Annotated in this window: 23 protein-coding genes; 12 read left to right on the top strand and 11 right to left on the bottom strand. The window is 60.3% G+C overall.

Annotated elements, in window-relative coordinates; translation table 11 throughout:
* Window positions 1-169: 169 nt before the first annotated feature.
* The 3 genes from HX790_RS12280 to HX790_RS12270 all read right to left on the bottom strand — a co-directional run bounded on the left by HX790_RS12280 (window position 170) and on the right by HX790_RS12270 (window position 2,263).
* Window positions 170-703: a hypothetical protein gene (locus tag HX790_RS12280; protein WP_026013773.1), complete on the bottom strand. Its 534-nt coding sequence runs from the start codon at window positions 701-703 to the stop codon at window positions 170-172.
* A 135-nt stretch (window positions 704-838) separates the two neighbouring features.
* The gene (locus tag HX790_RS12275; protein ID WP_017137985.1) at window positions 839-1,039 is read right to left on the bottom strand and encodes a hypothetical protein; all 201 of its coding nucleotides are present in this window, start codon (window positions 1,037-1,039) and stop codon (window positions 839-841) included.
* Window positions 1,040-1,222: 183 nt separating this feature from the next.
* Window positions 1,223-2,263: a low specificity L-threonine aldolase gene (locus HX790_RS12270; protein ID WP_017137986.1), complete on the bottom strand. Its 1,041-nt coding sequence runs from the start codon at window positions 2,261-2,263 to the stop codon at window positions 1,223-1,225.
* Between the two features lie 90 nt (window positions 2,264-2,353).
* Between HX790_RS12270 and HX790_RS12265 the strand changes: the two genes are divergently transcribed.
* Entirely contained in the window at window positions 2,354-3,082 is a 729-nt protein-coding gene (locus HX790_RS12265) for a TraX family protein (protein ID WP_176991604.1), read from the top strand.
* Here the strand turns inward: HX790_RS12265 and HX790_RS12260 are convergent.
* Window positions 3,047-4,573 (bottom strand): FAD-dependent oxidoreductase, encoded by a 1,527-nt coding sequence (locus HX790_RS12260; protein ID WP_369683565.1) that lies wholly within the window; start codon window positions 4,571-4,573, stop codon window positions 3,047-3,049. The genes HX790_RS12265 and HX790_RS12260 overlap by 36 nt on opposite strands.
* Window positions 4,574-5,018: 445 nt before the next feature.
* On the opposite strand from HX790_RS12260, the gene glyA reads away from it, so the two are divergent.
* The 7 genes from glyA to fdhA all read left to right on the top strand — a co-directional run bounded on the left by glyA (window position 5,019) and on the right by fdhA (window position 13,998).
* The gene (gene glyA / locus HX790_RS12255) at window positions 5,019-6,272 is read left to right on the top strand and encodes a serine hydroxymethyltransferase (protein ID WP_099550385.1); all 1,254 of its coding nucleotides are present in this window, start codon (window positions 5,019-5,021) and stop codon (window positions 6,270-6,272) included.
* Window positions 6,273-6,294: 22 nt separating this feature from the next.
* Entirely contained in the window at window positions 6,295-7,545 is a 1,251-nt protein-coding gene (locus HX790_RS12250) for a sarcosine oxidase subunit beta (RefSeq protein ID WP_010207084.1), read from the top strand.
* Between the two features lie 15 nt (window positions 7,546-7,560).
* Window positions 7,561-7,863, top strand: a complete 303-nt coding sequence (locus tag HX790_RS12245; protein ID WP_015886243.1) for a sarcosine oxidase subunit delta — start codon at window positions 7,561-7,563, stop codon at window positions 7,861-7,863.
* Window positions 7,860-10,877 carry a sarcosine oxidase subunit alpha gene (locus tag HX790_RS12240; RefSeq protein WP_099550386.1) on the top strand — a complete coding sequence of 1,006 codons (3,018 nt, stop codon included), beginning with the start codon at window positions 7,860-7,862 and terminating at the stop codon, window positions 10,875-10,877. Before HX790_RS12245 ends, HX790_RS12240 begins: the two co-directional genes overlap by 4 nt.
* A gap of 124 nt (window positions 10,878-11,001) precedes the next feature.
* Window positions 11,002-11,634 (top strand): sarcosine oxidase subunit gamma, encoded by a 633-nt coding sequence (locus HX790_RS12235; RefSeq protein ID WP_099550387.1) that lies wholly within the window; start codon window positions 11,002-11,004, stop codon window positions 11,632-11,634.
* A gap of 123 nt (window positions 11,635-11,757) precedes the next feature.
* Entirely contained in the window at window positions 11,758-12,615 is an 858-nt protein-coding gene (gene purU, locus HX790_RS12230) for a formyltetrahydrofolate deformylase (RefSeq protein WP_056857793.1), read from the top strand.
* 183 nt (window positions 12,616-12,798) lie between these two features.
* Window positions 12,799-13,998: a formaldehyde dehydrogenase, glutathione-independent gene (gene fdhA / locus HX790_RS12225; protein ID WP_017137993.1), complete on the top strand. Its 1,200-nt coding sequence runs from the start codon at window positions 12,799-12,801 to the stop codon at window positions 13,996-13,998.
* A 47-nt stretch (window positions 13,999-14,045) separates the two neighbouring features.
* On the opposite strand, the gene HX790_RS12220 is transcribed toward fdhA, so the two are convergent.
* The 6 genes from HX790_RS12220 to HX790_RS12195 all read right to left on the bottom strand — a co-directional run bounded on the left by HX790_RS12220 (window position 14,046) and on the right by HX790_RS12195 (window position 17,961).
* Window positions 14,046-14,405, bottom strand: coding sequence for a hypothetical protein (locus HX790_RS12220; protein ID WP_017137994.1), 360 nt, complete (start codon window positions 14,403-14,405; stop codon window positions 14,046-14,048).
* Window positions 14,406-15,380 carry a hypothetical protein gene (locus HX790_RS12215; protein ID WP_017137995.1) on the bottom strand — a complete coding sequence of 325 codons (975 nt, stop codon included), beginning with the start codon at window positions 15,378-15,380 and terminating at the stop codon, window positions 14,406-14,408.
* A 133-nt stretch (window positions 15,381-15,513) separates the two neighbouring features.
* Entirely contained in the window at window positions 15,514-15,867 is a 354-nt protein-coding gene (locus HX790_RS12210; protein WP_017137996.1) for a hypothetical protein, read from the bottom strand.
* A gap of 138 nt (window positions 15,868-16,005) precedes the next feature.
* Entirely contained in the window at window positions 16,006-16,266 is a 261-nt protein-coding gene (locus HX790_RS12205; RefSeq protein ID WP_017137997.1) for a hypothetical protein, read from the bottom strand.
* Between the two features lie 394 nt (window positions 16,267-16,660).
* Window positions 16,661-17,338, bottom strand: coding sequence for an anti-sigma factor domain-containing protein (locus HX790_RS12200; RefSeq protein ID WP_017137998.1), 678 nt, complete (start codon window positions 17,336-17,338; stop codon window positions 16,661-16,663).
* Complete coding sequence (locus tag HX790_RS12195) at window positions 17,335-17,961, bottom strand: sigma-70 family RNA polymerase sigma factor (protein ID WP_017137999.1); 627 nt, start codon at window positions 17,959-17,961, stop codon at window positions 17,335-17,337. The genes HX790_RS12200 and HX790_RS12195 overlap by 4 nt, the downstream gene beginning before the upstream one ends.
* A 151-nt stretch (window positions 17,962-18,112) precedes the next feature.
* Between HX790_RS12195 and HX790_RS12190 the strand changes: the two genes are divergently transcribed.
* The gene (locus tag HX790_RS12190) at window positions 18,113-18,685 is read left to right on the top strand and encodes a DUF2780 domain-containing protein (RefSeq protein ID WP_017138000.1); all 573 of its coding nucleotides are present in this window, start codon (window positions 18,113-18,115) and stop codon (window positions 18,683-18,685) included.
* Here HX790_RS12190 and HX790_RS12185 read toward each other — a convergent pair.
* Window positions 18,682-19,569, bottom strand: coding sequence for an acyltransferase (locus HX790_RS12185; RefSeq protein WP_017138001.1), 888 nt, complete (start codon window positions 19,567-19,569; stop codon window positions 18,682-18,684). The genes HX790_RS12190 and HX790_RS12185 overlap by 4 nt on opposite strands.
* A 196-nt stretch (window positions 19,570-19,765) precedes the next feature.
* Here HX790_RS12185 and HX790_RS12180 point away from each other — a divergent pair, with 196 nt between their 5' ends.
* From HX790_RS12180 to creC, 3 genes are read left to right on the top strand one after another with little or no spacing between them, the layout of a single operon-like run.
* A complete protein-coding gene (locus HX790_RS12180; protein ID WP_017138002.1) occupies window positions 19,766-20,266 on the top strand; it encodes an ATP-dependent zinc protease in 501 nt (166 codons plus the stop codon).
* A gap of 8 nt (window positions 20,267-20,274) precedes the next feature.
* A complete protein-coding gene (gene creB, locus HX790_RS12175) occupies window positions 20,275-20,943 on the top strand; it encodes a two-component system response regulator CreB (protein ID WP_176991603.1) in 669 nt (222 codons plus the stop codon).
* Complete coding sequence (creC, locus tag HX790_RS12170; RefSeq protein ID WP_017138004.1) at window positions 20,943-22,382, top strand: two-component system sensor histidine kinase CreC; 1,440 nt, start codon at window positions 20,943-20,945, stop codon at window positions 22,380-22,382. The genes creB and creC overlap by 1 nt, the downstream gene beginning before the upstream one ends.
* The last annotated feature ends 4 nt before the right edge of the window (window positions 22,383-22,386 follow it).

The following is a 22,386-nucleotide window of genomic DNA, read 5'->3' as shown; positions in this document are numbered from 1 at the left end:
TGGGAACGAGCTGGTTGAGTGTCCACCCCCCGATCATTCCCACGCTCCGCGTGGGAATGCAGCCCGTGACGCTCCGCGTCACAAAGTGCCCAGTATTCAAGCCATGCACATAGGGCGGGACGCGGAGCGTCCCTGGAGGCATTCTCACGCAGAGAGGGGGCGGCGGGCACTAGTGCCACTGTTGAATTTCGATGAGCCCTTCCTGCCCTGCGTAATTGCGCGCACTGGAATACCGCCAGTGTTCGGCTAGGTCCACATATCCTCGTTTCACCGGGTTGTGGTGAATGTAATCAAGTTTCTGGTGCATCACCCCCTCGCTGTACACCAACTCAGCGTGTGCGCCTTCCTGCCAAAGTTGATAAGCCCGGTCTACCTTGTGCGCCCGTTTGCTGAACCGCAGGCGTTGTAATAAACGCTCTGCGCCTCGGCGCTGCAAATCATCAATGATGGTACGGGCGGTAAAGGATTTGAATTGGCTCACGCATTTGCCAAGGTCGGGAGCCTGAGCGACGAAGTGCAAGTGGTTTTCGAGAACGACGTAGCCGAAGAGATTCAGGGCGTGGTGGTTTTGTTGATATCGCCAGCAGTCCAAAAGATGACCAACGATGTAGTCACGGGTGAACAGCGGTAGCCACTCCATGACGGTGCAGGTGAGGAAGTGCGGCTTTTCGGGTTCGGTGATGACGTAGCGGCTTCTGCCCATGGATTCGTCCTTGAATCTGGGTGCGGCTTGGACGCAGAGCGTCCGGGGATGCATTCCCACGCATAGCGTGGGAACGATCATGTACATTCAGTTAATCGCGCCCGCGCGAGCGTGGGAGCGATCGGGTCAGCTTGGTTAGCGTGCGTATATCTGTATGGCGAACTGCTCACCTGATGCTGTCAGTTCAAAGGTTTTTTCGGTGATGACCAGGGTTCTTGAAGGCTCCCTGATGGTGTCACCGACTTTCGCCAGTTTCCTGAACTCATCCCAGCTCACAAACGTGGTGCTGAGACTGCCTTCCTGCAACGCTTTAGTGTTGTAGCATTGAACTTCCATGGTCTAACCCTCTGCTGGATTTCCGTTTCCGACCGATTATTCGGCAGGCAGTTGTGCCCGAAAGGTGGCCGCTGCAGCGGCGTTTTCCTTTCGGGTTCCAAGAGGCTAGACGATGAAAGTGGACTGTGATGCTGTCAGAAATACCAAATAACAGTCTCGGCAATGCGCCAGTATTCGTGAGGCTTAAGCGTTCATCACTTCCCTAATGTCTGCGGCTAATTCTCTTACGCGTTCTTCTTCGGTATCCCACGCACACATGAACCGTGCGCCACCTTTGCCAATGAAGGTGTAGAAGCGCCAGCCCTTGGCCGTCAGCGCTGCGATGGCCGGTTCCGAGAGTTGCAGGAACACGCCGTTGGCCTGTACCGGGAACATCAGTTCCACGCCGGGAATGTCCGCCACCAGGCTGCTGAGCAATTGGGCGCATTGGTTGGCGTGGCGGGCGTGTTTGAGCCAGGCATCGTTTTCCAGCAGGCCCACCCATGGGGCGGAGAGGAAGCGCATTTTCGAGGCCAACTGGCCGGCCTGTTTGCAGCGGTAATCGAAGTCTTCAGCCAGTTTGTGGTTGAAGAACAGGATGGCTTCGCCTACTGCCATGCCGTTTTTGGTGCCGCCGAAACACAGTACATCCACACCGGCTTTCCAGGTCAGGTCGGCCGGCGAGCAGCCCAGGAACGCGCAGGCGTTGGAGAAGCGCGCGCCGTCCATGTGCAGGTTCAGGCCCAGCTCTTTGCAGGTGACGCTGATGGCGCGGATTTCTTCCGGGGTATACACGCTGCCCACTTCCGTGGCTTGGGTGAGGGTGACCACGCGCGGTTTGGGGTAGTGGATGTCCTGGCGCTTGAGGGCGATCTCGCGGATCGATTCGGGCGTCAGCTTGCCGTTTTCGGTGCGGGCGGTGAGCAGCTTGGAGCCGTTGGAGAAGAACTCCGGCGCACCACATTCGTCGGTTTCGACGTGGGCGGTTTCCGAGCAAATCACGCTATGGTAGCTCTGGCACAGCGAAGACAGCGCCAGGGAGTTGGCCGCGGTGCCGTTGAAGGCGAAGAACACTTCACAGTCGGTTTCGAACAAATTGCGGAAACCGTCGGCGGCACGGTGGGTCCACTCATCGTCGCCGTAGGCGCGTTGATGGCCCTGGTTGGCTTGTTCCATGGCGGCCCAGGCTTCCGGGCAGATGCCGGAATAGTTGTCGCTGGCGAATTGTTGGCTATTGTCGGTCATGGCCCATTCCTGTGGTCGATGTTGGTGCGCACTGTAACCAAGATTGTCGCGGGTGCGCACGCACTGTAAATGCAAAGTCACTGGGGAATTATGCACGGTACACACACGTTGGCTGTCGGACGCGTCCGCGATGGCGCACTGGATCTGCTCAAGTGGCTGGCGCTGCTGAGCATGGTGCTCGACCACTTGCGTTATGTCGGTTTGAGCCTGGACGGCCTGTACGTGCCGGGGCGCCTGGCGTTTCCGTGGTTTTGCCTGGCGATTGCAGCCAATTTGCACCGGGTCGCCAATGCTCCCGTCACGGGCCAGTGGCGCTACCTGGGCTGGCTGTTGCTGTTCAGTGTGATCAGTGAAGTGCCCTACCGGATGTTTATCGAGGATGCCGATACATTGAACGTCTTGCCGACGTTGGCGCTGGGGTTGCTGGTTGCCCGAGGATGGCAGCAGAAGGTGCTTTTTGATCGAGGATTGGCGCTGATTGCCCTAGTCATCGCGGCGCTGTTTTCTGCCCAGCTGATGTTCGGGTTTTTCGGTGTGTTACTGCCGCTGGCGATGCTGCTGGTGTTTAACCGGCCATGGTATTTCAGCGTGTTGCCGGGTTTGGTCTGCGTGGCCGCCAATCAATGGCAGATTCTGCTCAATAGCGGCACGCCTGTGGCGCTGATGGGGTTGGCCGCTTGCCTGATTGCGCCATTGGCGGGTTTGGTCTTGTTGCGATACGGCAAAAACGTCTCGCCACCGGCGATGCGCCGCTGGGCTTACGCGCTGTATCCGTTACATTTTTTACTTTTGTTGGGGGTTCGAAAGGCCATTGGCTGACATCGACTCGAGCCAACAAGGTGGGAACGGATGAGCCGCATAGAAATCGCGCATTTTTTGTACGTCTCGCTCGAACCAATCTCGCAGCCACTGGCAATATTGAAGTGAAATAGCCTGCCTGTGCATTGGGTTGAGGCTTTCGTCGGCAATACATTGCGCGGCCATCATTCCTGACATCAGCGCCTTGAGTACGCCATGAGAGGCGCCCGGGTCCAACCTGCTGGCTGCGTCTCCGATGATGAAATAGCCTTTACCCGCTGCCTGATCACAGATTGACCAAGTGACATCTGCCCCCCGGATCTTTCCTTCACACGGTAAGTGTTCAAAACAGGCTGGAACAGCCGCCATCTTCGGTGATTTATCTTGCACAAAGTGCAGTCTCGTCCAGTGATAAAGCTGCTGGCCGATGTGAGCCGTCCAATACCAGCCCGATGGGTCTGCGAAGATGCCCAGTGCGCTGTCTTCGACTGTTCCTCGCTTATAGCCATACGCGGCAGTCAGCGGGGGCGAGCAGCGACGCGATGTCAGCCTTAATTGGCGTGCAAGCCAGCCGTGAGCGCCACTGGCATCAATAAGGTGCCTGCAAAACAGTTGCCCGGCCTGGGTCTGGAGGCCCACCACTAGATCTTTTATCTGCAACACGGTCTTTGCCTGGCAGGGTTGCAGGACGTGGACACCTGACGCGGCTGCTCGATCCAGCAGCAACCCGTCCAGCATTGCTCGGGGAATCTGAAACCCCCGCCAAGGTCCGTTTTGGTCTTGCCCGAAAGGCACAAAGTGTCGTTCAGTGTCCCACCTCACCCAAGTACCCGCAGGCCGGACGAAGGCGTCGCCGCGGATTTTTTCAGCCACACCCAGTTGCTGAAGCAGAGGCTCTATGCCGGGGTGCAGGGTTTCACCCGGGCGGTGGCGCGGAAAAGACAGGCGCTCAATCAGTGCCACTTTCAAGCCCTGTTGAGCGCAGCAAATGGCCGCCGAGCAACCCGCCGGGCCGGCACCTATTATGATCACGTCATAGCGGCCTGCGCTGTCGGGCGTTGCCATGCTGAATGTGTCGATAAACCAATTTCCAGGTGTGGTGCTCAATGACAGTTTGACGCGCCGGAAAGCATCGATTCGCCGTTGATATTCCTGCGAGTCGACTTTGCCTGTGAGTGCCAATGAGAACTTCCCGTTCAGCGCGTTCTCTGTGTAGTCGGTATAGAAGTAAGTTTCGTACGCTCTATGGGGCGCGTAATTGGCGACGTATTTTTTCGGAGCGGGTACGCCATCCCACGGGAAACCGGCACTTTTGCCGATCTCCTGATCCAGCATTGGTTTTACGGTCGGACCCGCCCAGACGTTTGGTGGATAGGCTTGTGCTGAGTCTGATGCAACTGCAGGCCAGAATGAACTCAACGCTGCGCAGAGCTTGGCATCCTCGGGGAATGGGCTGCCCAGCCTGTACGCTGCCAGGTGCGCCACGCTGCCCAATTCGGGGTCAGTCGTCACAAGGCCAACATCCCAGCCTGGCGCGAATATCCCTGCGCTCGCATCGGGGAAGGCACCACGCGCACCGTGCAGGTGTAACGCTTTGCGTCAGCGGCGTGGCCAGGTTGGGCGAAGAGTCGAGCGCCATGCCCGCGTTCCTCAACGGTGTAGGGCGTCCAATCTGTTGGACTGAACAGTGAAAGCGTCGAATACATGAGCTGGCGCTGTTTGAGTGGCAAGCGTAGCCAAGTTTTCAGGCGTGTGAGGCTTAAAGTGTCAGGTTTCTGTTTCTAAATCTTCAGGCGGCCCGAGCCATCTGCGTGTTTTATCGCCCACCCGCGAAGCCATGTCGTAAACGCACCTTTGCGTGGCGTGCGTAGGCATTTGACCTCGCTGCGCCAGCCCTACCATCGCATCAAAGGGCCCTGCGAGGGCCTCAACAATACGAAAGGCTGGGAGAGACGCGATGTTCAGCAAAAAAGACCAGATCCAAGGGTATGACGACGCATTGCTGGCGGCGATGAATGCCGAGGAGCAGCGTCAGGAAGACCATATCGAGCTGATCGCGTCAGAGAACTACACCAGCAAACGCGTCATGGAAGCCCAGGGCAGCGGCCTGACCAACAAATACGCCGAAGGCTACCCAGGCAAGCGCTACTACGGCGGCTGCGAGCATGTGGACAAGGTTGAAGCCCTGGCCATCGAGCGCGCCAAACAACTGTTCGGCGCTGATTACGCCAACGTGCAGCCACACTCCGGTTCGTCCGCCAACAGCGCGGTGTACCTGGCGCTGATCAATGCCGGTGACACCATCCTGGGCATGAGCCTGGCCCACGGCGGCCACTTGACCCACGGCGCCAAAGTGTCGTCCTCGGGCAAGCTGTACAACGCCGTGCAGTACGGCATCAACACCGATACCGGTTTGATCGACTACGACGAAGTTGAGCGCCTGGCCGTCGAATGCCAGCCGAAAATGATCGTGGCCGGTTTCTCGGCTTACTCCAAGACCCTCGATTTCCCGCGCTTCCGTCAGATCGCCGACAAGGTTGGCGCACTGCTGTTCGTCGACATGGCCCACGTCGCCGGCCTGGTTGCCGCGGGCCTGTACCCGAACCCGCTGCCTTACGCCGATGTGGTCACCACCACCACCCACAAAACCCTGCGCGGCCCACGTGGCGGTTTGATCCTGGCCAAGGCCAACGAAGCCATCGAGAAGAAACTCAACGCTGCCGTGTTCCCCGGCGCCCAGGGCGGCCCGCTGATGCACGTTATCGCCGGCAAGGCCGTGTGCTTCAAGGAAGCGCTGGAGCCCGGTTTCAAGGCTTACCAACAACAGGTGATCGACAACGCCCAGGCCATGGCAGACGTGTTTATCAAGCGCGGCTACGACGTGGTGTCCGGCGGCACCGATAACCACCTGTTCCTGGTCAGCCTGATCCGCCAGGGCCTCACCGGCAAAGACGCGGACGCTGCCCTCGGCCGCGCCCACATCACCGTTAACAAGAACGCCGTACCGAACGACCCGCAGTCGCCGTTCGTGACCTCGGGCCTGCGCATCGGCACCCCGGCGGTGACCACGCGGGGTTTCAAGGTGCCGCAATGCATCGAGCTGGCCGGCTGGATCTGCGACATCCTCGACAACCTCGGCGACGCCGATGTCGAGGCCAACGTGGCCAAGCACGTGTCTGCCCTGTGCGCTGATTTCCCGGTTTATCGCTGAGCGCGGTTTTGGAGTAATGACTATGCAACGCTACTCGGGCTTCGGCCTCTTCAAGCACTCACTCAGCCACCACGAAAACTGGCAGAAGATGTGGCGCACGCCCACACCGAAAAAGGTCTACGACGTGGTTATCGTCGGCGGCGGCGGGCATGGTCTGGCGACGGCTTACTATTTGGCCAAAGAGCACGGCATCACCAACGTGGCCGTGGTCGAGAAAGGCTGGCTGGGCGGCGGTAACACCGCGCGCAACACCACCATCGTGCGTTCCAACTACCTGTGGGACGAGTCGGCGCACCTGTACGAACACGCGATGAAACTGTGGGAAGGCCTGTCCCAGGACCTGAACTACAACGTGATGTTCTCCCAGCGTGGCGTCTACAACCTGTGCCACACCCTGCAAGACATCCGGGACTCCGAGCGTCGCGTGAGCGCCAACCGCCTCAATGGCGTGGACGGCGAGTTGCTCAACGCCAAACAAGTGGCCGACGAGATCCCGTACCTCGACTGCTCAAAAAACACCCGCTACCCGGTACTCGGCGCCACCGTGCAACGGCGCGGCGGCGTAGCCCGCCACGATGCCGTGGCCTGGGGCTTCGCGCGCGCCGCTGACGCACTCGGCGTGGACCTGATCCAGCAGACCGAAGTGATCGGCTTTCGCAAGGAAAACGGCGTGTGCATCGGCGTCGAAACCAACAAGGGTTTTATTGGCGCCAAGCGCGTGGGTGTGGTCACTGCCGGTAACTCCGGGCACATGGCCTCGCTCGCCGGCTTCCGCCTGCCAATCGAATCCCACCCGCTGCAAGCGCTGGTGTCCGAGCCGATCAAGCCGATTATCGACAGCGTGATCATGTCCAACGCCGTGCACGGTTACATCAGCCAGTCCGACAAGGGCGACCTGGTGATCGGCGCCGGTATCGACGGCTACAACGGCTACGGCCAGCGTGGTTCTTACCCGGTAATCGAACACACCATCCAGGCCATCGTCGAGATGTTCCCGGTGCTGTCGCGGGTGCGCATGAACCGCCAGTGGGGCGGCATCGTCGACACCACGCCGGACGCCTGCCCGATCATCTCCAAAACCCCGGTGCCGAACATGTTCTTCAACTGCGGCTGGGGCACCGGCGGTTTTAAAGCCACTCCAGGCTCAGGCAACGTGTTTGCCGCCAGCCTCGCCAAGGGTGAAATGCACCCATTGGCAGCGCCATTCTCCATCGACCGTTTCCACAACGGTGCGTTGATCGACGAACACGGCGCTGCGGCCGTCGCCCACTAACAGGAGAAATTCCCTATGTTGCATATCTTCTGTCCTCACTGTGGCGAACTGCGCTCCGAAGAGGAATTCCACGCGTCCGGCCAAGCGCACATCCCGCGCCCGCTGGACCCGAACGCCTGCACCGATGAAGAGTGGGGCGACTACATGTTCTTCCGTGACAACCCACGCGGGCTGCATCACGAGCTGTGGATCCATGCCGCCGGTTGCCGTCAGTACTTCAACGCCACCCGCGACACCCTGACCTACGAAATTCTTGAAACCTACAAGATCGGCACCAAGCCGCAATTCACCGCCAAGGCTGCTGGAGAGAAGGTATGAGCCAGATCAATCGCCTGTCCAACGGTGGCCGCATCGACCGCAACAAAGCCCTGACGTTTACCTTCAACGGCCAGAGCTACAAGGGCTTTGAGGGCGACACCCTGGCCGCAGCCCTGCTGGCCAACGGCGTCGACATCATCGGCCGTAGCTTCAAGTACTCGCGCCCGCGCGGCATCTTTGCAGCGGGCGCCGAAGAACCGAACGCGGTGCTGCAGATCGGCGCCACCGAAGCCACCCAGATTCCCAACGTGCGCGCCACGCAACAGGCGCTGTACCAGGGTTTGGTCGCCACCAGCACCAACGGCTGGCCGAACGTTAACAATGACGTGATGGGCATTCTCGGCAAGGTCGGCGGCAAGCTGATGCCGCCGGGGTTCTACTACAAAACCTTCATGTACCCGCAATCGTTCTGGATGACTTACGAGAAGTACATTCGTAAGGCTGCGGGCCTTGGCCGCTCGCCGACCGAGAATGACCCGGACACCTACGACAACTTCAACCGTCATTGCGACGTGCTGATTGTGGGTGCCGGCCCTGCTGGCCTGGCCGCGGCATTGGCCGCTGCGCGCAGCGGTGCCCGCGTGATTATTGCTGACGAACAGGAAGAATTCGGCGGCTCCTTGCTGGACTCACGCGAAAGCCTCGACGGCAAGCCGGCGACCGAATGGGTTGCCAGCGTGATCGCGGAACTCAAAGCCCTGCCGGACGTGGTGTTGCTGCCGCGTGCCACCGTCAATGGCTACCACGACCACAACTTCCTGACCATTCACGAACGCCTCACCGACCACCTCGGTGACCGTGCGCCGATTGGCCAGGTGCGCCAGCGCATCCACCGTGTGCGTGCCAAGCGCGTGGTGCTGGCGACCGGTGCGTGCGAGCGTCCGTTGGTGTACGGCAACAACGACGTGCCGGGCAATATGCTCGCCGGTGCAGTCTCTACCTACGTGCGCCGCTACGGCGTGGCACCCGGCAAAAAACTGGTGCTGTCGACCAACAACGACCACGCCTACCGCGTCGCGCTGGACTGGCTTGATGCGGGCCTGCAAGTGGTCGCCGTGGCTGATGTGCGTCACAACCCACGCGGCGCCCTGGTGGAAGAAGCCCGCGCCAAAGGTATTCGCATCCTCACCGGCAGCGCCGTGATCGAAGCCCGTGGCAGCAAGCACGTGACCGCTGCACGCGTGGCGGCGATTGACGTCAAAGCACACAAAGTCACCAGCCCCGGCGAGTGGCTGGACTGCGACCTGGTGGCCAGCTCCGGCGGCTACAGCCCAGTGGTTCACCTGGCTTCGCACCTGGGCGGCAAGCCGACCTGGCGTGAAGACATCCTCGGTTTTGTGCCAGGCGAAGCCCCGCAAAAACGTGTGTGCGTCGGCGGTATCAATGGCGTCTACGGCCTCGGCGATTCCCTGGCCGATGGTTTTGAAGGCGGCGTGCGCGCAGCCAGCGAAGCCGGGTTTGCACCGGTGGAAGGCACGCTGCCAAAAGCCTTGAGCCGTCTGGAAGAGCCAACCCTGGGCATTTACCAGGTGCCCCATGACAAGCCGACCGCACGGGCGCCGAAGCAATTTGTCGACCTGCAAAACGACGTCACCGCTGCCGCCATTGAGCTGGCGACCCGCGAAGGGTTCGAGTCGGTCGAGCACGTCAAGCGCTACACCGCGCTGGGCTTCGGCACCGATCAGGGCAAGCTCGGCAACGTCAACGGCCTGGCCATTGCGGCCCGCTCGCTGAACGTGACCATCCCGCAGATGGGCACCACGATGTTCCGCCCCAACTACACGCCGGTGACCTTCGGCGCCGTGGCGGGCCGTCACTGTGGGCACATTTTTGAGCCGGTGCGCTACACCGCGCTGCAAGCCTGGCACGTTAAAAACGGCGCCGAGTTTGAAGATGTCGGCCAATGGAAACGCCCTTGGTACTTCCCGCGTAACGGTGAAGACCTGCACGCCGCCGTGAAGCGCGAATGCCTGGCGGTACGCGACAGCGTCGGCCTGCTGGATGCGTCCACCCTCGGCAAGATCGATATTCAAGGCCCGGATGCCCGCGAGTTCCTCAACCGCATCTACAGCAACGCCTGGACCAAGCTCGACGTGGGCAAGGCCCGCTACGGCCTGATGTGCAAGGAAGACGGCATGGTCTTCGACGACGGCGTCACCGCCTGTCTCGCCGACAACCACTTCCTGATGACCACCACCACCGGCGGCGCCGCCCGCGTGCTGCAGTGGCTGGAAATCTACCAGCAGACCGAGTGGCCAGACCTCAAGGTGTACTTCACCTCGGTCACCGACCACTGGGCGACCATGACCTTGTCCGGCCCCAACAGCCGCAAACTGCTGGCCGAAGTCACCGACATCGACCTGGATAAGGACGGTTTCCCGTTCATGACCTGGAAGGAAGGCCTGGTTGGCGGCGTACCGGCGCGGGTGTTCCGTATCTCGTTTACCGGCGAGCTGTCGTACGAAGTCAACGTGCAGGCCGACTACGCCATGGGCGTGCTCGAACAGATCGTTGCGGCCGGCAAGAAGTACAACCTGACGCCTTACGGCACCGAGACCATGCACGTACTGCGCGCCGAGAAGGGTTTCATCATCGTCGGGCAAGACACCGACGGCTCGATGACCCCGGACGACCTGAACATGGGCTGGTGCGTAGGCCGTACCAAACCGTTCTCGTGGATCGGCTGGCGCGGGATGAACCGTGAAGACTGCGTGCGTGAAGAACGTAAGCAGTTGGTGGGCTTGAAGCCGATTGACCCGAATGTATGGCTGCCGGAAGGCGCGCAGTTGGTGTTCGACCCTAAGCAGTCGATCCCGATGAAGATGGTCGGCCACGTGACCTCAAGCTACGCGCATAACTCGCTGGGTTATTCGTTTGCGATGGCGGTGGTCAAGGGCGGCTTGAAGCGCATGGGTGAGCGAGTGTTCTCACCGCAGGCGGATGGCAGCGTGATCGAGGCAGAGATTGTGTCCTCGGTGTTCTTCGACCCGAAAGGCGAGCGGCAGAACATCTGACAGACCGAGGCGCCTGCATCGCAGGCAAGCCAGCTCCCACAGGGGAATGCGTTCCAAGTGTGGGAGCCGGGCTTGCCCGCGATGAGGCCAGAGCAGTCACCACAGAATTCAGAACAGGTGCTTTATGACAGCAGCCAATGTTTACCAACAACGCCCCACCACCGGCGCCAAGGCCGAGTCGTCGCTGCACCATGCCGACCTCGCCAGCCTGGTCGGCAAGGGCCGCAAGAACGCCGGCGTGACCGTGCGTGAAAAGAAACTCCTCGGCCACCTGACGATTCGTGGCGATGGCCATGACGCCGCGTTCGCCGCCGGTGTGCACAAAGCCCTCGGCATCGAACTGCCTGGTGCCTTGCAAGTGATCGTCAAAGGTGAAACCAGCCTGCAATGGCTCGGCCCGGATGAGTGGCTGTTGATCGTGCCAAGCGGTGAAGAGTTTGCCGCCGAACAAAACCTGCGCGCTGCCCTGGGTGAGCTGCATATCCAGATCGTCAACGTCAGCGGCGGCCAGCAGATCCTCGAACTCAGCGGCCCGAACGTGCGCGACGTGCTGATGAAGTCCACCAGCTACGACGTGCACCCTAATAACTTCCCGGTGGGCAAGGCGGTGGGCACGGTGTTCGCCAAGTCGCAGCTGGTGATCCGCCACACGGCTGAAGACACCTGGGAGCTGCTGATTCGTCGCAGCTTCTCGGATTACTGGTGGCTGTGGCTGCAGGATGCGTCCGCCGAATTTGGCCTGAATGTCGTTGCATAACGATCGTTCCCACGCTCTGCGTGGGAATGCATCCCGGGACGCTCCGCGTCCCAAGAGGGGACGCAGAGCGTCCATGGCGGCATTCCCACGCAGAGCGTGGGAACGATCAAGGAGTCACGCACAATGAGCCGCGCACCCGACACATGGATTTTGACCGCCGACTGCCCAAGCGTGCTCGGCACGGTGGACGCGGTCACCCGCTACCTGTTTGAGCAGGGCTGCTACGTCACCGAGCACCATTCGTTCGATGACCGTCTCTCGGGCCGGTTTTTTATCCGCGTGGAATTTCGTCAACCTGAGGGTTTTGACGAGCAAGCCTTCCGCGATGGCTTGGCCACGCGCGGTGAAGCCTTTGGCATGATCTTCGAGCTGACGGCGCCGAACTATCGGCCAAAAGTAGTGATCATGGTGTCCAAGGCCGATCACTGCCTGAACGATTTGCTCTACCGCCAACGCATCGGCCAGCTGTCGATGGACGTGGTCGCGGTGGTGTCCAACCACCCTGATTTAAAACCTTTGGCCGACTGGCACCAGATTCCCTACTACCATTTCCCCCTCGACCCCAACGACAAACCGTCCCAGGAGCGCCAGGTGTGGCAAGTGATTGAAGAGACCGGCGCCGAACTGGTGATTCTTGCGCGCTATATGCAAGTGCTGTCGCCGGAGCTGTGCCGCAAGCTCGATGGCAAGGCCATCAACATTCACCACTCGTTGCTGCCCGGTTTCAAAGGCGCCAAGCCGTATCACCAGGCCTACAACAAGGGCGTGAAACTGGTGGGCGCCACGGCGCATTACATCAACAACGATCTGGATGAAGGCCCGATCATCGCCCAGGGTGTGGAGGTGGTGGATCACAGCCACTATCCCGAGGACTTGATTGCCAAGGGGCGTGATATTGAAGGGCTGACGTTGGCGCGTGCAGTGGGGTATCACATTGAGCGGCGGGTGTTTTTGAACGCCAACCGAACTGTCGTTCTTTAGATTGCTATCGCGGGCAAGCCCGCTCCCACATTTGATGTGTGAATACCTTTGAATGTGGGAGCTGGCTTGCCTGCGATGAGGCCATCAGCAACAACACAAGGAAACAGCATCTGTACCCGAGCACTTAAACGCGCCGCCTGCCTGGGCGACGCGGTTCCATAAAAACAACAGCGAGGTGAAAGCATGTCTGGTAATCGTGGTGTCGTGTATCTCGGCAACGGCAAGGTCGAAGTACAGAAAATCGACTATCCCAAAATGCAGGACCCCCGTGGCAGGAAGATTGAGCACGGCGTCATCCTGCGCGTGGTCTCTACCAACATCTGCGGCTCCGACCAACACATGGTGCGCGGCCGCACCACTGCCCAGACCGGCCTGGTACTGGGGCATGAAATCACCGGCGAAGTGATCGAGAAGGGCAGCGACGTCGAGAACCTGAAGATCGGTGACCTGGTGTCGGTGCCATTCAACGTGGCGTGCGGCCGCTGCCGCTCGTGCAAAGAACAACACACCGGCGTGTGCCTCACCGTCAACCCGGCCCGTGCCGGTGGCGCTTACGGCTACGTCGACATGGGCGACTGGACCGGCGGCCAGGCCGAATACGTGCTGGTGCCGTATGCCGACTTCAACCTGCTGAAACTGCCGGACCGCGACAAGGCCATGGAGAAAATCCGTGACCTGACCTGCCTCTCCGACATCCTGCCGACCGGCTACCACGGCGCCGTCACTGCCGGCGTTGGCCCAGGCAGCACCGTCTACATCGCAGGCGCCGGCCCTGTTGGCCTGGCCGCTGCCGCCTCCGCCCGCCTGCTCGGCGCAGCGGTAGTGATCATCGGAGACGTCAACCCGATCCGCCTGGCCCACGCCAAGGCCCAGGGTTTTGAAATTGCCGACCTGTCCAAAGACACCCCACTGCACGAACAAATCGCCGCCTTGCTGGGCGAGCCGGAAGTGGACTGCGCGGTAGACGCCGTAGGCTTCGAAGCCCGTGGCCACGGCCATGAAGGCGCCAAGGCCGAAGCACCGGCCACCGTGCTCAACTCGCTGATGGGCGTGGTGCGTGTGGCGGGCAAAATCGGTATCCCTGGGCTGTACGTTACCGAAGACCCAGGTGCTGTTGATGCTGCCGCGAAAATGGGCAGCCTGAGCATTCGCTTTGGGCTGGGCTGGGCCAAATCCCACAGCTTCCACACCGGGCAAACGCCGGTGATGAAGTACAACCGCGCACTGATGCAGGCGATCATGTGGGATCGCATCAACATTGCGGAAATCGTCGGTGTGCAGGTGATCAGCCTGGATGACGCGCCGCGTGGGTACGGCGAGTTTGATGCGGGTGTGCCGAAGAAGTTTGTGATTGATCCGCATAAGATGTTTAGCGCGGCGTAAGGCGATAGATAAGGGCGACCCTGGGGTCGCCCTTTTTTTATCGCGAATCAGTCTGTGATAAATAACCAGCTGATAAACATACCGGCAAAGGATAGGTAGGTAACGAGTGTCGGTACGACCATCCAGCACTTGAGGTGCAGGGGGATTTTTTCAACGTCCTCAACAAGCACCATCCCTCGCCACTGAACCACTTTTGGGATAAGGATGACAAGGCCCATGGAAAATACGCGTTGAGGCCTTCCTTCAAAATGAGTATTCCGAAACGTGTGCCTGCATCCGACGATAAAGCTGCTGTACTGCAGGTAACTTTCTGCTGCGTCGAGCCTTGTGTACATGGCGCAAAAGGTGAGTGGAAAACTGAGAAACATCAAGAGGAGTGAGCCCATGCCAAGGTAGTCCCAGAACATTTAATTACTCACAGTCTTATAGATAAAGTTGCCTGCGTCTTCGGCTAGCCCGCTCCCCAGCGCGCCCCCGGCAAGCCCGCCTGCGGCACCACCGATGATGGCACATGCCAAGGCTCCGGCGCCTGCCGTCGGTATACCAAAAACAATCATGCAGGAGCCAATCCCGATAGCTGCCCCTGCTTTACCCCCCCAATATGAGCCACCCATGGCACCCACCAGTTTGGCGCCGTCAACATATTTCGCTTTCGTGCACTCCTGTTCACGCCCAGTGGAGCATGCCTCCGTTATTTCCAGCGCTGCCGCCCCTACATCCAGCGCGATGCCAATGTAAGTACCTTTCTTCAATAGCTGGGAGGCCTTGGCTACACGCTTGACGGTCTCCTCGTACTTGCGAATCTCTCCATGATGCCAATAGCTCTTAGTGGAAATTCCCAGCATTTTCTTGATTGAACCTTCACTCTTCAACCCCGTACCAAAGCGCGCCATCCCCGAGAGTTGGGTATCGAGCCTCGCAAACAACGCCCTGCGTTTAACCAGAAAGTCATTCCTCGCACTCGCGGTGCCCTTCCTCAGGTACTGCCTATGCAGCTCATCGACTTCCTTGAGGGTGGCCTCGACTTGCGCCAGATGTTTGCTCCAGGCGCTACTGGCACTGCCAATGCCCAAGGACGCATGAGCCATGATGGCCTGCAACTGATCGTAGTTTTTGATCAGGAGTTGATCCGTCGCGGAGTGTGCGAACAACGCCTGTTTGATGTTCTGCGCCGAGCGCATCAGTTGGGCTTCTTCCGTCGTGCAAGACGCGGTACGCGCATCGGGAATGATCACCAACTGCCCTGGCAATACCACGACGTTGCGAATGTGTTGGTTGAGGATGTCGAACTTGGTTTGAATGTGAGGGTTGAGTGAAAGGTCGAGTTTAAGCAGCGGATAAGGCTGCGGTCGTTCATTAATAAATGCGTAGGGTCCCTGCATAGCGTGCACCTCCAAGTGACTGAGGCGCACGACTATAAGAAGGCGCTACAGGCGAGGTAAGACGCGTGCAGGGGCGTTTTTGACGTTTCAGAAAGGGACTACGCGAGTCCCGGCAGACGCTGACATGTTTGATTCATTTGAGCTTTGTAAGTCGCAGGTACGGGTCGGCCACTTCGCCGTTTTTTATCACCCGCTTGCCGCCGTAGTCGCAGTGAGTTTTACCGTTGCGCTCATTGATTTCCTGCGGTTTGAGTTCGTACTCCGGGGCCAGATAGTCATCGTTGGTACCGGCGGTTTGCCCGGTCCATGTCTTGCCGTTGGCCGGCGCGGTGTATTGATAACCTTCGCCATACGGCGCAGGGAGGTCGGGGTCTGTGTAGGGTGTGGAGTTGATATCGGCAGTGGCGGGACACTGGCCAATGTCGGCGGCCGGCGCCGGTGATTGCGGCGTGTTGAAAACAGTGAAGATGGGGACCAATCCGATCATGGTGGTTACAGCTCCTGAGTAGGGATGCCCGATAGGGGTAGCCTTGGGTGAGCTGTAGCGATGGTTGGGTTCCGAGTTAAAGGTTGCTTCACGTGTAGGAAAGGGCAACAGGGCGCTGCCCTTCTTTGCATCGGGTGTTTAAGCCTGCAAGCGCCGGCTGATCACATCCAGCAGATCACAGCCATCGCGCAATGGAATGGCGCAGAGCAGGGCGAAGTCCTGGAGGACGAGGTTGTCGGTGTTCAGGCCTTCGCGAAACGCCAGGTTTTCCATGACTTGGGTGACGGCGCGGATGCGGTAGACGGCGGCGTCGTGGAGCACGTCGAGCGGGACTTGGGTGTCGATGAGCAGGGAGGGCGTGGTGGCGTCGTGGCCGGTGAGCGGCATGTATCGGTTCATGTTTTAAAACCCATTCAAGTAGAAGTGGGCTACACACTTATTCGTCGCCAAACGAATGGGTGGCAGCTGTACGCAGGTTGGCGAACCGGGAATGGAACCGGCAGACCCGAAGGTCTCCCGCGCACAGCCACCATGAAAGCAGCTATTGCGGACGCAAAAGAACCTGCAAAAAAGCAGAAGCTTTTGCACCATTCACCCGAGTCGCCAAACCCGTGTCGCCATATGGACGACCGCCGAACTATAAGCGCCATCCTCCGCCGGGAGCAAGTCGCCCGGCCAATGAAGCTCAAATGTGGGAGCTGGCTTGCCTGCGATAGCGGCGGGCCAGTCAACTTATCCTTGGCTGAGCCACCGCCATCGCAGGCAAGCCAGCTCCCACATTGATTGAGTTGTGTCAGCGAGTGGCCAGGGCACCTTGGTACAGCACGGGGCCGGTGGGTTGTCCGGTGGGTGAGCCGCCTTGTGGCTCCAGGCTGACGGCGAGGGTCGCGGGTGCAGTCAACAGCGCCTGCTGTTCCTTGCTCAGCTGGATTCGGCCTTTACCCGAGCTCGGCACCAGGCCCAGGGAGACGGGTTTGCCACCGGCCGCAATGACCCACAGTTCCAGGGCACGCGTCGGCTCTACGGCGGCCAATGTGAGTGGCTCGACTTGCAGGTGATCGCCAAACGCCTGCACCTGCAACGCCGGCTGCTGGTTGGCCGCGACCAACGTGGCGTTGTATTCGGCGCCGATGTCCCGCTGATACAGCACGCCCACCAGCACTGCGACAACTACCGCACAGGCAGCGGCCAGCAGGCGAAAACTCATCCAGAATGGTTTCTTCGCCGGCACGTGCAGCACTTGCGGTTCAATTCTGGCCTTGATGCCTGCCCACACATGATCCGGCACCGGCCGTTCGGGCACGGCGCCAGTCAGGCTGGCGAGGGCATCCTGCCAATGGCCGAGTTCGACGCGCAGCGCGGCATCGTCCAGCAGCAGGTTTTCAAAGCGCCGACGGGCAGTGGCGGGCATCAAACCGATGGCGTAATCGGCAGCGAGGGCGCGGCGCAGGGTGGTGGTTTGGTAGTTCATGATTCAAGGCACCTGCGCAGGCGCTCCATGCCGCGGCGAATCCAGGATTTGACCGAGCCCAGGGGCGCCGCCAAGTGGTCGGCCAGTTCCGAGCACGACAGGCCCTGGAAGTAAGCCACGGTAATCGATTGGCGTTGCATACCGTCGAGGGTGTCGAGGCAGCGGTTGAGGGCGCGGGCTTCGCGCTCACTGTCGAGCTGTTCGTAGGCGCTGGGGCTGTCGTCGAGCATGGCGTCTTGCTGGCCCTCAGCTAATGGCTGTTCGCGGTGTTTGCGCAATTGGTCGATGGCCAGGTTGCGGGTGATGTTGACCATCCAGGTCATCGGCGCGGCCAAATGGGCCTCGTAGCGCGAAGCGTTGTACCAGATACGCACAAAGGCCTCCTGCAGCACTTCTTCGGCCAGGTCTGCGCGCCCCATGAAACGAAACGCGACACCGTGCAGCCGTGGCGAAACACTGCGGTAAAGGGTCTCGAACGCCTGTCGGTTGCCCAGGGCACATTGGGCCAGCAAGGGCTGCAACGGGTCAGCATCATGAATGGAAATAGGGCTTCTCCAGGCTCTCGTTCGAGGGCGACGGGACTGCGCACGGTAGGCAGAGGGTAGTCCAGCTTGAGCATTCATTCCATCCGACTCCGGGCGGCGCTTGTGGGATATACGCGCGCGGGGAACATTTGGATGCAGATTTTTCTGAACTAATCTGCAGGTGGGAACATTCCTTCGGGACTGTCAGTCAAACGCCTGCTTTTAGCTCCTACATTCAGAGGTTGTCTTGATGAAGATTTCACGCGGTTTTGCCCTGTCCTGCCTGTTGACCGTGGCCGCCAGCCCGGTGTTTGCCGCAGGTTTCAGCCTCGGTGACGTGGCCAATGCCGTCTCCGGTGCCCAGGGCAGCAACAACAAGGCGGCGGCTGCGGCGCCTAGCTCTGAGACCGCCGGCCTGCTGAGCGCCTTGACCTCGCAACTGAACATCACCCCCGAACAAGCCGTGGGCGGTACTGGCGCCATGCTGGGCCTGGCCAAGAACAAACTGAGCGGTACCGACTACTCGCAACTGGGCAAGAGTGTGCCGGGCCTGGATCAACTCTCGGGCAGCAACTCCCTGGGTAGCCTCGGCGCGTTGAGCGGGATGCTCGGCCAGAGCGGCGGCAGCAAGACCAGCGGCCTGGACGGGTTGTTGGGTAACGTGAAGAGCACCAACGACCTGAACACCGCCTTCAGCGCGTTGGGCATGGACAGCGGCATGGTCAGCCAATTTGCCCCGGTGATCCTCAAGTACCTGGGCGGCCAGGGCGCCAGCGAATCGGTGCTGGGCAAGCTGGCCTCGGCCTGGGGTACTGGCAGCTAAAGCGACTCTGCGCGCAGTTGTGCGATGCGCGCATCCTTCTCCATCCAGAGCTGGTTCACCCAGTTCTGGACGGTCTGGCGAAACGCCGGGTCATTCTCGTAATCCCCTTGCCACAACGCCGGGTCCAGCTCACGGGTGCGGATATCAATGATCACCTTGGGCACTGTGCCGCAGATCAAGTCCCAGAACCCCGGGATCTTCTGCTGCGGGTAGACCACCGTCACGTCGAGGACCGCGTCCAATTGCTCACCCATGGCCGCCAGCACAAACGCCACGCCACCCGCTTTGGGCTTGAGTAAGCGGGCAAATGGCGAATCCTGCTGCTTGCGCTTGGCCTCGCTGAACCGTGTGCCCTCCAGATAATTGACCACCGTCACCGGTTGGCGCTTGAACAGCTCGCACGCCTGCTTGGTGATCTTCAAATCCTGGCCCGCCAGTTCCGGGTGTTTGGCCAGAAAGGCCTTGGTGTAGCGCTTCATGAACGGGTAATCCAGCGCCCACCAGGCGAGGCCCAGGAAGGGCACCCAGATCAGCTCTTTTTTCAGGAAGAATTTGAAGAACGGCGTACGCCGGTTGAGCGCCTGGATCAGTGCGGGAATATCGACCCAGGATTGGTGATTGCTGATCACCAGGTAAGACGTATCGCCGCGCAGTTCGTCGCCGCCACGAATGTCCCATTGGGTGGGGATGCACAGCGCGAAAATCAGTTTGTCGATCTCGGCCCAGGTCTCGGCGATCCACATCACGGCCCAAGAGGCGTAGTCGCGAAAGCGGCCGGGCGCTACCAGCTTGAGCAGGGCAAACACCATCAACGGGCCGAACAGCACCAGGGTGTTGAGCAATAACAGCAGTGTGACAAAACAGCCGGTGAGCAGGCGGCGCATAAGTAACTCTTGGAGTCGGGTGGACGGGCCATGATAAGCAAGCTGAGTCTAGAGGCCAAATCGCAAATTGCCGCACGAATGTGAGCTGGCGCGGAGCGTCCAGAGCTGCATTGCCACGCAGAGCGTGGGAACGATCTAACTAAACAACGCTTTTGCGGTCTAGAATCCGCCTACTTCTTTCCAAGGAAATCACTTCGTGAAACTGCTCCTTGCCTTACTCGCCCTGGCTGCCGTGCCTGTCATGGCCGCCGAACCGACCCTCTACGGTCGCTACGAATACATCCAACTGCCGGAGATCGGCCAAACCTTCAAGGCCAAGATGGACACCGGCGCGCTGACCGCTTCGCTGTCGGCCCGCGATATCGAAACCTTCCAGCGCGATGGCGACGACTGGGTGCGCTTCCGCCTCGGCGGCAAGGACGCCAGCGACAAGGTTTTTGAACACAAAGTCTCGCGCATCAGCAAAATCAAAAGCCGCGCCGATGAAGACGAGGACAAGGACGAAGCCACCGTGGCCAAGCGCCCGGTGATCGACCTGGAAATGTGCCTGGGCAACGTCAAGCGCACCGTCGAGGTCAACCTCACTGACCGCAGCAGTTTCAACTACCCGTTGCTGATCGGCGCCAAGGCCCTGCGTGAGTTCGGTGCGGCGGTTAACCCGGCCCGTCGTTACACTGCCGACAAACCGGACTGCTGATCGAGCCTATGCCGCACATCCTGATTGTCGAAGACGAAGCGGCGATAGCCGACACGCTGATCTTTGCCCTGCAAGGCGAGGGGTTCACCACTACCTGGCTGAGCCTTGGCCAGGAGGCGCTGGCGCATCAACGCCAGACGCCTGCCGACCTGATCATCCTCGACATCGGCCTGCCGGACATCACCGGCTTTGAGACGTGCAAGCAACTGCGCCGCTTCAGTGAAGTGCCGGTGATGTTCCTCAGTGCGCGCGACGGCGAGATTGACCGGGTGGTGGGCCTGGAGATCGGCGCCGACGATTATGTGGTCAAGCCGTTCAGCCCACGGGAAGTGGCGGCGCGGGTTCGGGCGATTCTCAAACGCGTCAGCCCAGGTGCCGCGCCGGCCGTGTTTCAGGTCGATCTGGAGCGCATGCAGATCAGTTATCGCGGCCAGGCTTTGAGCCTTACGCGGCATGAATTTCGCCTGCTGCAAAGCTTGCTGGAGCAGCCCGAGCGGGTGTTCAGCCGCGAGCAATTGCTCGACGCGGTGGGCGTGTCGGCCGATGCCGGCTACGAGCGCAATATCGACAGCCATATCAAAAGCCTGCGCAGCAAACTGCGGGGCATTGCGGCGGATGCCGAGCCGATCCAGACCCATCGTGGCCTCGGCTACAGCTACAGCCCGAGCCACAGCTGATGCGCCTGGGGCTGCGGATCTTCCTGGTGTATGCGCTGTTTATCGGCCTCACCGGTTACTTTGTGCTCAACACGGTGATGAAGGAAATCCGCCCCGGCGTGCGCCAGTCCACCGAAGAAACTTTGGTGGACACGGCGAACCTGCTGGCTGAGATCCTGCGCGATGACGTAAAAAATCATACCCTCGGCCAAAGCCACTGGCCTGAGTTGCTCAAGGCCTACGGCAATCGCCAGCCCGGCGCGACCATCTGGGGCCTGCCGAAAAACCAGGTTAACCACCGCATCTACGTGACCGACGCCAACGGCATCGTGCTGCTCGATTCCACGGGCGAAGCGGTGGGGCAGGACTATTCACGGTGGAACGACGTATACCTCACCTTGCGGGGTGAGTACGGCGCCCGTTCCACCCGCAGCGAGCTGGACGATCCCACTTCGTCGGTGATGCACGTGGGCGCGCCGATCCGCGACAACGGGCAAATCATCGGCGTGGTAACGGTGGCCAAGCCCAACAGCTCGTTGCAGCCTTATGTGGATCGCACCGAGAACCGCTTGCTCTGGTACGGCGCCGGGTTGGTGGTGTTGGGCCTGCTGTTGGGCGCATTGCTGTCGTGGTGGCTGAGTGTGGCGCTGCATCGGCTCACGGCCTATGCGCAGGCGGTGAGCGAAGGGCGCCGGGCCGAGTTGCCGCATTACCGTGGCGGCGAACTCAAACAGCTGTCCACCGCTGTGGAGCACATGCGCACGCAGCTGGAAGGCAAGGCCTACGTCGAGCATTACGTGCATACCCTGACCCACGAATTGAAAAGCCCGCTGGCCGCCATTCGCGGCGCGGCGGAATTGTTGCAGGGCGATATGAGCCGCGAGCAGCAGCAGCGTTTTATCGGCAATATCGACAGCGAAAGTGCGCGCTTGCAGCAGTTGATCGAGCGGCTGCTCAACCTGGCCCAGGTGGAGCAACGCCAGGGTTTGGAAGAACAGACCCGCATGCCGTTGGCGGCCTTGGTCGACGAGGTACTCAAGGCGCAATGTGCGCGAATCGAAGGCGCCGGCCTGCAGGTCGAACAGACGATAGCGGCGGATGTGAAGGTGTTCGGTGAGCCTTTCCTGTTGCGCCAGGCGCTGGGCAACCTGCTCGATAACGCCTTGGACTTCACACCGCCCGGCGGCACCTTGCGATTCAGCGCACAGGCGCAGCATAACGACGTGCAGGTCAGCCTGTTCAATCAGGCTGCGCCGATTCCCGACTACGCCTTGCCACGTCTGAGCGAGCGCTTCTACTCGTTGCCGCGCCCGGTCAGTGGGCGCAAAAGCACCGGCCTGGGCCTCAACTTTGTCGAAGAAGTGATGAAGCTGCACGGCGGCGCATTGCAGATCGGCAATGTGCAAGGCGGCGTGCAGGTGGTGCTGCATCTCCACACAGTCTCCACAGTGCCCACATAAATCT

It is taken from the genome of Pseudomonas sp. IPO3747, assembly GCF_013385245.1.
In the GTDB taxonomy this organism is placed as follows: domain Bacteria; phylum Pseudomonadota; class Gammaproteobacteria; order Pseudomonadales; family Pseudomonadaceae; genus Aquipseudomonas; species Aquipseudomonas edaphica.
Note: the sequence above shows the minus strand (reverse complement) of the source record. Positions and strands in the feature narration are given on the sequence as shown.

Bases quoted from the DNA above. Each gene is read 5' to 3' on its own strand.
- purU (WP_056857793.1), top strand. From the start codon at position 11,758: ATGAGCCGCGCACCCGACACATGGATTTTGACCGCCGACTGCCCAAGC.
- fdhA (WP_017137993.1), top strand. From the start codon at position 12,799: ATGTCTGGTAATCGTGGTGTCGTGTATCTCGGCAACGGCAAGGTCGAA.
- HX790_RS12195 (WP_017137999.1), bottom strand. From the start codon at position 17,961: ATGAATGCTCAAGCTGGACTACCCTCTGCCTACCGTGCGCAGTCCCGT.
- HX790_RS12235 (WP_099550387.1), top strand. From the start codon at position 11,002: ATGACAGCAGCCAATGTTTACCAACAACGCCCCACCACCGGCGCCAAG.
- HX790_RS12185 (WP_017138001.1), bottom strand. From the start codon at position 19,569: ATGCGCCGCCTGCTCACCGGCTGTTTTGTCACACTGCTGTTATTGCTC.
- HX790_RS12245 (WP_015886243.1), top strand. From the start codon at position 7,561: ATGTTGCATATCTTCTGTCCTCACTGTGGCGAACTGCGCTCCGAAGAG.
- HX790_RS12200 (WP_017137998.1), bottom strand. From the start codon at position 17,338: ATGAACTACCAAACCACCACCCTGCGCCGCGCCCTCGCTGCCGATTAC.
- HX790_RS12275 (WP_017137985.1), bottom strand. From the start codon at position 1,039: ATGGAAGTTCAATGCTACAACACTAAAGCGTTGCAGGAAGGCAGTCTC.
- HX790_RS12270 (WP_017137986.1), bottom strand. From the start codon at position 2,263: ATGACCGACAATAGCCAACAATTCGCCAGCGACAACTATTCCGGCATC.
- HX790_RS12240 (WP_099550386.1), top strand. From the start codon at position 7,860: ATGAGCCAGATCAATCGCCTGTCCAACGGTGGCCGCATCGACCGCAAC.
- HX790_RS12190 (WP_017138000.1), top strand. From the start codon at position 18,113: ATGAAGATTTCACGCGGTTTTGCCCTGTCCTGCCTGTTGACCGTGGCC.
- HX790_RS12205 (WP_017137997.1), bottom strand. From the start codon at position 16,266: ATGAACCGATACATGCCGCTCACCGGCCACGACGCCACCACGCCCTCC.
- HX790_RS12265 (WP_176991604.1), top strand. From the start codon at position 2,354: ATGCACGGTACACACACGTTGGCTGTCGGACGCGTCCGCGATGGCGCA.
- HX790_RS12210 (WP_017137996.1), bottom strand. From the start codon at position 15,867: ATGATCGGATTGGTCCCCATCTTCACTGTTTTCAACACGCCGCAATCA.
- creC (WP_017138004.1), top strand. From the start codon at position 20,943: ATGCGCCTGGGGCTGCGGATCTTCCTGGTGTATGCGCTGTTTATCGGC.
- creB (WP_176991603.1), top strand. From the start codon at position 20,275: ATGCCGCACATCCTGATTGTCGAAGACGAAGCGGCGATAGCCGACACG.
- HX790_RS12220 (WP_017137994.1), bottom strand. From the start codon at position 14,405: ATGTTCTGGGACTACCTTGGCATGGGCTCACTCCTCTTGATGTTTCTC.
- HX790_RS12280 (WP_026013773.1), bottom strand. From the start codon at position 703: ATGGGCAGAAGCCGCTACGTCATCACCGAACCCGAAAAGCCGCACTTC.
- HX790_RS12215 (WP_017137995.1), bottom strand. From the start codon at position 15,380: ATGCAGGGACCCTACGCATTTATTAATGAACGACCGCAGCCTTATCCG.
- glyA (WP_099550385.1), top strand. From the start codon at position 5,019: ATGTTCAGCAAAAAAGACCAGATCCAAGGGTATGACGACGCATTGCTG.
- HX790_RS12250 (WP_010207084.1), top strand. From the start codon at position 6,295: ATGCAACGCTACTCGGGCTTCGGCCTCTTCAAGCACTCACTCAGCCAC.